The following is an 8,166-nucleotide window of genomic DNA, read 5'->3' on the forward strand; positions in this document are numbered from 1 at the left end:
TCATCCGGCCCGTCGGCCGGGTCCGCCGACGCCCCTGCGGCCGCCGGCATCTCGACCGTCTCCCCGGTGGTCGGGGTGTCCGACCAGGCGGCCACCCGGCGGCGAGCCGGACGTCTCGGTGCGGTCCGCTCCCGGTCGACCGGTGTCCCGGTCTCGGCGATCGGGTAGGCGGTGGTGGCGTCCGGGTCGTCCCAGTCCGCTGCGGGGTCCTCGTGGTCGACGATGTCCCCGCTCCCGTCCCAGCCGAAGAATCCGCGCACGATGCCGGGGATCTCCCTCGCCGGGCGTCCCACCAGCACCAGCACTCCGAACGCCACGAGCAACACGAGGAGCGGGACGGCGACGAAGACGGACAGACCCGCCTCGAGCGTGCCCCCGACGATCCTCCCGAGGACGCCGGCTCCCCCACGGACCCCCTCCGGGTCCGAGGGCGACCCTGATCCCAGATGCCAGAGACCCAGCACACCCAGTGAGGTCACGGTGGTCCCGACCACCCACCTGGACTGGACGTCGGGTCGTGGCTCCCGCGCCATCACGAGGACGCCCCAGACCCCGAGCAGCAACGGCAGGAGGGCACCCGGCGTCCCCACCACGGTGCGGATCCCGGTGTCGAACCACTCCCCCACCGGCCCCGCCGCACCGAACCACACCGCTCCCGCGAAGACGATCGCGATGCCGACGAGGATCAACCCGAGCCCGTCACGACGGTGCGGTGGTGCCACGCGCTCGTCGTCGGTTCCGCCTCGCAGCCCGCGCACCCCGTGACCGACCCCCTTCGCCACACCCGACCACCCGCCACGCAGACCGCGCCCGACGGCACCGAAGGCACCGGACGTCCGCTCCGGAGGTGGGGTGACCGCGCGGGAACCGCCGCGGGTGCCCGACTTCGGGGTGGAGACGACGGCGCCGCGACGGGAACCGCCTGACCGTGACGACGACGAGGTGGACGCGGTGGATCGCTGTGCGCCGGACTTCGAGGCCGGGCGTCGTCCACCGGGGGCACGGGTGGATCGCGTGTTCGAGCTGGGTGCCATGGGGGTCACTCTATCTTCTCGGACCCCATTGGTAACAGCAGCCACACGGGCCGGGGTCGGTCAGAAGCCCCTCGGTACCGCCCGGACCGCGTCGATGCCCCCATGGGCTCCGGAGATGTCCACGTCCACCGCGTCCCTGCCGAACGCCCACAGGATCAACTCGACGGGGGCGGCCGTCACACTGACCATCGGGGCCAACGCGGCGCCCGTGGACACCGCACCGGACTTGGTCAACGTGATCCCCGGTGGGGTGCGCAGGTCGACCCGGGCGGACACCCGACGGAGGAACGTCCTGGCCACCGTGGTGCCCAGCGCCCAGATGCGATCGAGGTCCTCGACGTCGAACTCCCGCGTCGTCCATTCGCCACCGGCCCGGCGGACGTCCTCGTGGTGGACGAGGTACTCCGCGGCGTTGGCCAGCCGGTCTGCGTAGCGGAGCGGCGAGTACCACGGCGCACCCGCCGCGATCTTCTCGAGCAGTTCGTCCCACGGACGCTCGGCCTCACGGAGGCGCAGTTCCTCCATCCGCGAGGCGAGCGCCGGCAGGACGATTCCCGCGGCGGCGTCGGGGCGTGCCTCCCGCACGACCAGGTGCGCCGCGAGATCCCGGGTCGTCCACCCGGCGCACAGCGTCGGTGCCTCCGGCCCGGCGGCGCGCATCGTCTCGACGAGAGCGCTGCGCTCCCGCTGCGCCAGTGTCCGCCGGTCGGGGTTCACCGGACTCAGTCCTGCGCTGCCACGGAGGTGATGACGGTGGGCACGATCATGGGCTTGCGACGCCACTTGTCGGAGACCCAGGTGCCCACGGTGCGGCGGACCGCCTGCGCGAGTCGGTAGGGGTCGGTCTCACCCTCCCCTGCCAGGTCCCACAGTGCGTTCTCGACCAGCTCGACGACCGGCGCCAACGCGCCCGGCTCGTCGGTGAATCCCTTGGCGATGATCTGGGGCTTGCTCACCGGTCGACCGGTGCGGGGGTCCACCACCACCGTGGCGACGATGAAGCCGTCCTCGGACAGCGCGGTGCGGTCCGCCAGCACGGTGTCGCCGACGTCGCCGGTGGACAGACCGTCCACGTACAGGTGGCCGACCGGGATCTGACCGACGGTGGTCGCCTTGCCGTCGACGAGGTCCACCACGACGCCGTTCTGTGCGAGCACCACGTTCTCCGCCGGCACGCCGGTCGCGACCGCCAGGGCCCGGTTGGCCCGCAGGTGCCGCCACTCTCCGTGGACGGGCATGGCGTTCTTCGGCCGAACGGCGTTGTAGACGAAGAGCAGCTCGCCCGCGTCCCCGTGTCCGGAGACGTGGATGTTGGCATCGCGGCTGGTCACCACGTTCACGCCCATCTGGGACAGACTGTTCTGCACGCTGAAGACCGGCTCCTCGTTGCCCGGGACGATCGACGAGGAGAACAGGACGGTGTCGCCCTCGGAGAGGTTGATCTGCCGGTGCTCGCGGCGGGCCATCCGGGACAACCCGGCCATCGACTCCCCCTGGGTCCCGGTGGTCATCACGAGGACCTTCTCGGAGGGGAGCTTCGCCGCGGCGTCCATGTCGATCAGAACGCCCTTCGGGTCCGTGAGCAGACCCAGTTCGAGCGCGATCTCCATGTTCCGGATCATGGACCGACCGGTGAGCGCGACCTTCCGGCCGCAGGCCTCGGCGGCCGCGATGACGGACTGCACGCGGTAGACGTTGGAGGCGAAGCAGGCCACCACGACGAGTCTGCGGGCGTCGCTGATGAGCCGCTGGAGAGCGGGGCCGACCTCGGACTCCGAGCGGCTGACTCCCGGGGTGGTGGCGTTGGTGGAGTCCAACAGCAGCAGGTCGATACCCTCGTCGCCGAACCGCGCCATCTTGGCCAGGTCGGTGGGCCGCTTGTCGGTGGGAAGCTGGTCGAGCTTGATGTCGCCCGACATCATCACGGAGTTGCCGCCCGCACGGACGACAACGCCCAGGCACTCGGGGATCGAGTGGTTGACGTCGAAGTAGCGGACCTCGAACGGGCCGAACGAACTCACGCTCGACTCGTCGACCTGCTGGAAGACCGGCTTGATCCGGTGCTCCCGGCACTTGGCCGCCACCAGGGCCAGGGTGAACCTGGATCCCACGACAGGGATGTTCGGGCGCAGTTTGAGAAGGAACGGGATCGCACCGATGTGGTCCTCGTGGGCGTGCGTGAGAACGAGCGCCTCGACCTGGTCGAGTCGGTCCTCGATGTGACCGAAGTCCGGGAGGATCAGGTCGACTCCGGGCTCCGTCGAACTCGGGAACAGGACACCGCAGTCCACGATCAGAAGCTTCGAGTCGTACTCGAAGGTCATCATGTTGCGGCCGATCTCCGTGATCCCGCCGAGCGCGACCAGGCGCATCGCACCCTTGCGCGGCTTGGGCGGGCTGGGCAGCCGGACCGTCATGTCCCCGCCCTGCATGGTCTTGACGCCCCCGAACTCGGCGGTGGAGGTGGTCCCGTTACCCCGACCGCGGCCCCGGCCACCACGGCCACGGCCGCCGCCGTTCTGACCGCCACCCTGGTTGCCGCCGTTCTGGCCGCCGCTGTTCTGACCGCCACCGTTCTGGCCGCCGTCGGAGGACGCTCCGCGCCCGCGACCACGCGAGGCGCCCTTGGGGGCGTCCTGCTTCTGGTCCTGCTGACCCTTGTTCTGCTGGCCCCTGGACTGGCTCCTGCCCTGCTGGCCGCCGCCCTGCCGCTCCTGGCCCTGCTTGTTCTGATCCTGCTTGTTCTGATCCTGCTTGTTCTGTTCCTGCTTGCCCTGGTCCCGGGCCGGGCGGTCGTCTCCGCCGTTCGCCGCGGGCGCATTCGAGACGGGCGTGGGCTCCGTGAACTGCACGGCGGTCGCGGGTGCGGGCTCGCCGGTGGGGCGGCCGGCAGCGCGGCGGGTCCGGCCGCGTCCGCGGCTGTTGGTCGGGTTCTCCGTCATCTGATGACTCCTGCTCTGTGCAACAGCGACGCCAGTGCGTCCCGTTGCTCGGTGGTCGGTGGTAACTGCGGGAGTCGCGGCACTCCGGCCGGGATCCCGAGAAGTTCTAGTGCTGCTTTGGACATCGACACGCCGCCGAGCGCCCGTTGGGCGTCGAAGAGCGGGAGGAGTCCGAGGTTGATATGTCGCGCGGTGTCGACCTCGCCCGCGAGGAAGGCGCGGCGCAGCTCGACGAGGCGCGCGGCGGCCACGTGGCCGATCACGCTGACGAAACCGCTGGCTCCCACGGCCAGCCACGGGAGGTTGAGTTGGTCGTCGCCCGAGTAGTAGACGAGGTCGCAGTGGGACATCACCGTGACCGCGTCGTGGAAGTCGCCCTTGGCATCCTTGACGGCGACGATGTTCGGGTGGGACGACAGTCCGATGAGCGTCTCCGCCTGGATCGGGACCACGGACCGCGGTGGGATGTCGTAGAGCATCACCGGTCGGTCGGTGGCGTCGGCGATCGCCCGGAAGTGGGCGTCGAGTCCGGCCTGGGTGGGCTTGGAGTAGTACGGGGTCACCACGAGCATGCCGTGGGCACCGACGGACGCCGCCTGGCGCGCGAGGTGCACGGAATGTGCGGTGTCGTATGTCCCGACTCCGGCCACCACCGTCGCCCTGTCCCCCACCGCGGCCAGAACGGCCTCGAGAACCGCGATCTTCTCCGCGTCCGTGGTGGTGGGCGACTCTCCCGTGGTCCCGGACACGACGAGACCGTCGCACCCCGACTCCACGAGGTGTTCCGCGACACGTGCGACGGCCTTCAGGTCGACGTAACCGTCGGACCCGAACGGGGTGACCATCGCCGTGAGCACCGTGCCGAACGGCGTGGGGCGTCCGGGTCGGGTGGGGGCCGGCCGACCGTCCGCCGACATCGGGCCCCCAGTGGTCACGTGTGTCATGGCCTCCCAGACTACCCGCAGACCACGGGAAGTCCCGATTCCGACCCGGTGAACCGCTTCATCCCTCCAGGACGTAGGGGCTCACCGCGATCTCGGAGCCGTCCTCCAGCGAGGTGATCTCGAAATCGGAGAACACCGCAGGCGCCGCTTGTCGCAACTGACGCAGGACGTCGATCGCCAGTCCTCGGATCTCGGTGTCCGCGTGCTCGGTCGCCCGCATTCCGATGAAGTGCCGCCACGACCTGTAGTTGCCGGTCACCACGATGCGGGTCTCGGTGGCGTTGGGCAGGACCGACCGCGCGGCCTGCCGGGCCTGCTTGTGACGCAGCATCGGGTTGGGGACGTCGGCGAACCTCTCCTCGAGCTTGGCGAGCATCTCCGCGTAGGCCTCCCGCGACGCGTCGGTGGCGCGGCGGAAGATCTCCACCAGCTCCGGGTCGTCGGCGATCGCGGGCGGGGGCACCACCTTGGAATCATGCTCCGGGACGAACCGCTGCGACAGCTGGCTGTAGGAGAAGTGGCGGTGCCTGATGAGCTCGTGGGTGCACGACCTGGAGATACCGGTGATGTAGAACGTCACGCTCGCGTGCTCGAACACCGAGAGGTGCCCCACCTCGAGGATGTGCCTCAGGTACCCGGCGTTCGACGCGGTGCGCGGGTTGGGTTTGTCCCAGCTCTGGTAGCAGGCGCGGCCGGCGAACTCGGCCAGGGCGGAGCCGCCGTCCGCATCCGTCTCCCAACCGATCTCGTCGGGTGGGGTGAACGCGGTGTGCGCGACCATGCGGACCTGCCGCCGGACGAGCTCGGACATGGTGGGACTCCCTCTGGTGTCGTGTCGCCCGGCGGGTCAGCCGAGAAGGTGTGCGGCGACCGTCGCGGCGACCTCGGACGCGGTGTCGAGTTCCTCACGACCGGGCTCGCCGGTGAGCTGTAGGGCCGGGGCGACCTGGCGGAGGTCCCACCCGGTGGTGATCCGTTCGACCGAGGCCACCGCCCCGGAGGTGTCGTTGTCCCCGTGCACGCAGAGGGCGTAGGGCCGACCGGCCACCGCACCCTCGCAGGTGTAGTACGTGCGGTCGAAGAAGTGCTTGAGTGCACCGGACATGTAGCCGAAGTTGGCCGGGGTGAGCAGGACGTAGCCGTCCGCACGGAGAACGTGGTCGTCGGTGGTCGCAAGTGCGGGCACCGATTCGACCTCGATGCCCTCGAGGTCGGGATGGGCCAGACCCCTCTCCAGTGCCTCCAGGATTCGTCGGAGCCTGGGGGACGGAGCGTGGTGGACCACGAGGACGGTGCTCATCGCGGATCCCCGGTCCCGGAGGACTCCGCCTCCCGCAGGGCGATGGCCGCCCGCATCACCTCACGGGCACGGAGGCGGTCGCCCGCGTGGTCGTAGGCGCGGGCCAACCGGTAGTTGGTACGCCAGTCGTCCGGAGACGCCTGGTACTCCGCACTGACGCGGTCGAACAGCTCATCGGCGGCGGCGTGCTCGAGTCGCCCGGACGGGCGGTGGTCCAGGTCGGAGACGTCGAGTTCGATCCCCTCCTGGGCTGCCGCGGCGGAGATCCGCTGGAGTTCGAATCCGTTCCGCAGGATCGCCCACATCGCCCACGCCCCGACGACGGTGAGCAGGACGATCCCGACGCCCAGTCCACGCATGGCGAGGTACTCGGACCGGCTGATCATGGACCACCCGAGGTAGAGCAGGTAACCGAACGCCACCACCAGACCCACCGCCGTGAGGGCCATGACCAGCGGCTTGACGACTCTGTCCACGGGCCGGCCTACAGATCCATGAAGGCGTCGAGCCCCACGGTGAGTCCCGGAGCGCCCGCGATCGACCGCACGCCCAGGAGCACACCGGGCGCGAAAGAGGAGCGATCGAGGGAATCGTGCCTGATGGTCAGGGTCTCCCCCTGTGTACCCAGGAGGACCTCCTGGTGCGCGATCAGGCCGGTCACGCGGACCGAGTGCACCCTCACCCCGCCGACATCTGCGCCCCGCGCCCCCTCCAGCTCGGTGGAGGTGGCGTCCGGGGAGGGCCCCATCCCTGCCGCGGCGCGGGCGGCGGCCATCATCTCCGCCGTGCGGTGTGCCGTACCCGAGGGTGCGTCGGCCTTGTTCGGGTGGTGCAGTTCCACGATCTCGGCCGAGGGGAAATACCTCGCAGCCTGGACCGCGAAGCGCATCATGAGGATGGCTCCGATCGCGAAGTTGGGTGCCACGAGCACCCCGGTATCCGGGTGGGACGCGAGCAGTCCGCGCAGTGTCTCCAACCGCTCGTCGGTGAAGCCGGTCGTGCCGACCACGGCGTGGATGCCGTGTGTGATGCAGTAGTCGAGGTTGTCCATCACCACGTCGGGGTGCGTGAAGTCCACGACCACCTCCGCGCCGGCGTCGGTGAGCATCTGCAGCCGGTCGCCCTGGTCCACCTCGGCGACGAGTTCCATGTCCTCCGCCGCGCGAACCGCCTCGCAGATCGCCGTGCCCACCTTGCCGCGTGCACCGAGCACTCCGACCTTCGTCACCGTCATCGTCTCCTCATCGGTCGTCACACCGCTCACCAGCCTATCCGCCCACGCCGGCGAGAAGATCAGCCGCGCCGCCGGCATCGGGCATGCCCGGCCCGACGGCCGCCAGACACCAGGGCGCGGTCTCGCCCGTCCAGTAGTCCGCCACGGCGTCGCGGTGCACGGTGCGGAGCCGGTGGAGCGACTCCCCGACGGTCACCACAGTGTCGCGGTCCAGCAGGTGGCGGCCGATCCGCGTCATCCGCGACAGTGGGTCGTCCAGCCCGAGCCTGATCGATCCGGTGAGGTGCCCGATCGCGCGGTCGACCTCGTCGCCGGACGGGGGATCGTTCACCATCCCGGCGACGACCTCGGCCAGCGCACCGCTGAGGGCGTCCACCCGCCCGACGGGGCTGCCGGCGACGACCGAGACGAGTCCGGTCGCACGGAACTGGTCCATCGACGCGTACACGGTGTAGGCCAGCCCGAGCTCCTCGCGGACCCGCTGGAACAGTCGGGAACTCAGTCCACCGCCGAGCACCGCGGTCGCGACCTGTGCCGCGGCGCGGTCCCGGTGATCGCGGGACGGTGTCCTCCGTGCCAGAGCCAGGAGCACCTGCTCGGAGTCGTCGTCCTCCCCCACCAGAACCGACGACGGGGCCCAGCCCGGGTGCCCGGCCGCCTGGCCGGAGGTGGGTGCGGCGGCCCCGACCGTCGCGGCTCCCGCCGGGCCCTC

9 protein-coding genes are annotated in these 8,166 nt (G+C 70.4%); all 9 read right to left on the reverse strand.

Features of this window, described 5'->3' with window-relative positions; translation table 11 throughout:
• On the reverse strand, positions 1–1,034 hold a 1,034-nt coding region (locus G6022_RS04710; protein WP_241731052.1), incomplete at its 3' end, for a DNA translocase FtsK 4TM domain-containing protein.
• Between the two features lie 60 nt (positions 1,035–1,094).
• Positions 1,095–1,751, reverse strand: coding sequence for a TIGR03085 family metal-binding protein (locus G6022_RS04715; RefSeq protein WP_182617816.1), 657 nt, complete (start codon positions 1,749–1,751; stop codon positions 1,095–1,097).
• Between the two features lie 5 nt (positions 1,752–1,756).
• On the reverse strand, positions 1,757–3,976 hold the full coding sequence (locus tag G6022_RS04720) for a ribonuclease J (protein WP_241731053.1): 2,220 nt from the start codon (positions 3,974–3,976) through the stop codon (positions 1,757–1,759).
• A complete protein-coding gene (gene dapA, locus G6022_RS04725) occupies positions 3,973–4,893 on the reverse strand; it encodes a 4-hydroxy-tetrahydrodipicolinate synthase (RefSeq protein ID WP_182609553.1) in 921 nt (306 codons plus the stop codon). The genes G6022_RS04720 and dapA overlap by 4 nt, the downstream gene beginning before the upstream one ends.
• A gap of 85 nt (positions 4,894–4,978) precedes the next feature.
• Positions 4,979–5,731: an FAD-dependent thymidylate synthase gene (thyX, locus tag G6022_RS04730; RefSeq protein WP_179525424.1), complete on the reverse strand. Its 753-nt coding sequence runs from the start codon at positions 5,729–5,731 to the stop codon at positions 4,979–4,981.
• Between the two features lie 36 nt (positions 5,732–5,767).
• Complete coding sequence (locus G6022_RS04735) at positions 5,768–6,220, reverse strand: NAD(P)H-dependent oxidoreductase (RefSeq protein ID WP_179525425.1); 453 nt, start codon at positions 6,218–6,220, stop codon at positions 5,768–5,770.
• Positions 6,217–6,696 carry a hypothetical protein gene (locus tag G6022_RS04740; RefSeq protein WP_179525426.1) on the reverse strand — a complete coding sequence of 160 codons (480 nt, stop codon included), beginning with the start codon at positions 6,694–6,696 and terminating at the stop codon, positions 6,217–6,219. Before G6022_RS04740 ends, G6022_RS04735 begins: the two co-directional genes overlap by 4 nt.
• 8 nt (positions 6,697–6,704) lie before the next feature.
• Positions 6,705–7,454: a 4-hydroxy-tetrahydrodipicolinate reductase gene (dapB, locus tag G6022_RS04745; protein ID WP_179526256.1), complete on the reverse strand. Its 750-nt coding sequence runs from the start codon at positions 7,452–7,454 to the stop codon at positions 6,705–6,707.
• A 34-nt stretch (positions 7,455–7,488) separates the two neighbouring features.
• Positions 7,489–8,166: insulinase family protein (locus tag G6022_RS04750; RefSeq protein WP_182691080.1), on the reverse strand; the 678-nt coding region annotated here is incomplete at its 5' end.

It is taken from the genome of Dietzia sp. Cai40 (assembly GCF_014145165.1).
Lineage (GTDB): Bacteria > Actinomycetota > Actinomycetes > Mycobacteriales > Mycobacteriaceae > Dietzia > Dietzia natronolimnaea.

What these genes read in the sequence shown, in the direction of transcription:
- G6022_RS04720 (WP_241731053.1), bottom strand. Translation starts at nt 3,976, where the DNA reads ATGACGGAGAACCCGACCAACAGCCGCGGACGCGGCCGGACCCGCCGC.
- dapA (WP_182609553.1), bottom strand. Translation starts at nt 4,893, where the DNA reads ATGTCGGCGGACGGTCGGCCGGCCCCCACCCGACCCGGACGCCCCACG.
- thyX (WP_179525424.1), bottom strand. Translation starts at nt 5,731, where the DNA reads ATGTCCGAGCTCGTCCGGCGGCAGGTCCGCATGGTCGCGCACACCGCG.
- G6022_RS04735 (WP_179525425.1), bottom strand. Translation starts at nt 6,220, where the DNA reads ATGAGCACCGTCCTCGTGGTCCACCACGCTCCGTCCCCCAGGCTCCGA.
- dapB (WP_179526256.1), bottom strand. Translation starts at nt 7,454, where the DNA reads ATGACGGTGACGAAGGTCGGAGTGCTCGGTGCACGCGGCAAGGTGGGC.